This is a genomic window from Pseudoalteromonas sp. P1-26 (genome assembly GCF_001401795.1).
Taxonomy (GTDB): Bacteria; Pseudomonadota; Gammaproteobacteria; order Enterobacterales; family Alteromonadaceae; genus Pseudoalteromonas.
In genome coordinates, this window is record NZ_LKDX01000154.1 from 1 (window position 1) to 348 (window position 348).

1 protein-coding gene is annotated in these 348 nt (G+C 39.7%); it reads left to right on the forward strand.

The features are described from left to right. Positions 1 to 106: 106 nt before the first annotated feature. On the forward strand, positions 107 to 348 hold a 242-nt coding region (locus AN394_RS21355), incomplete at its 3' end, for a transposase (RefSeq protein ID WP_235576294.1).

The window sequence follows — 348 nt, forward strand, 5'->3', positions numbered from 1 at the left end:
AAAAACAAAACAACGCATCAATAAATTACACGGAAAAATCTCAAGGCAAAGGCTGGACTTTGCGCACAAAACTTCACGACAGATAACCAATGAAAATGATATTTTAGTGTTCGAAGATTTAAACGTAAAAGCGATGCAAAAGTTCAATGGTAGTATGGTTGCAGATAACGTGATGGGTTTGATCACTCAGCTTTCAAAGTACAAAGCTGAGCTAGAAGGCAAGCTCTATCATGAAATAGGTCGTTTTGAAAAATCCACTGGAATTTGTTCGGAGTGCGGGCAACGCCATGTTTTAACATTGAATGATAGGCGTTTTACTTGTACGGCTTGCGGAGCGTATCAAAGCCG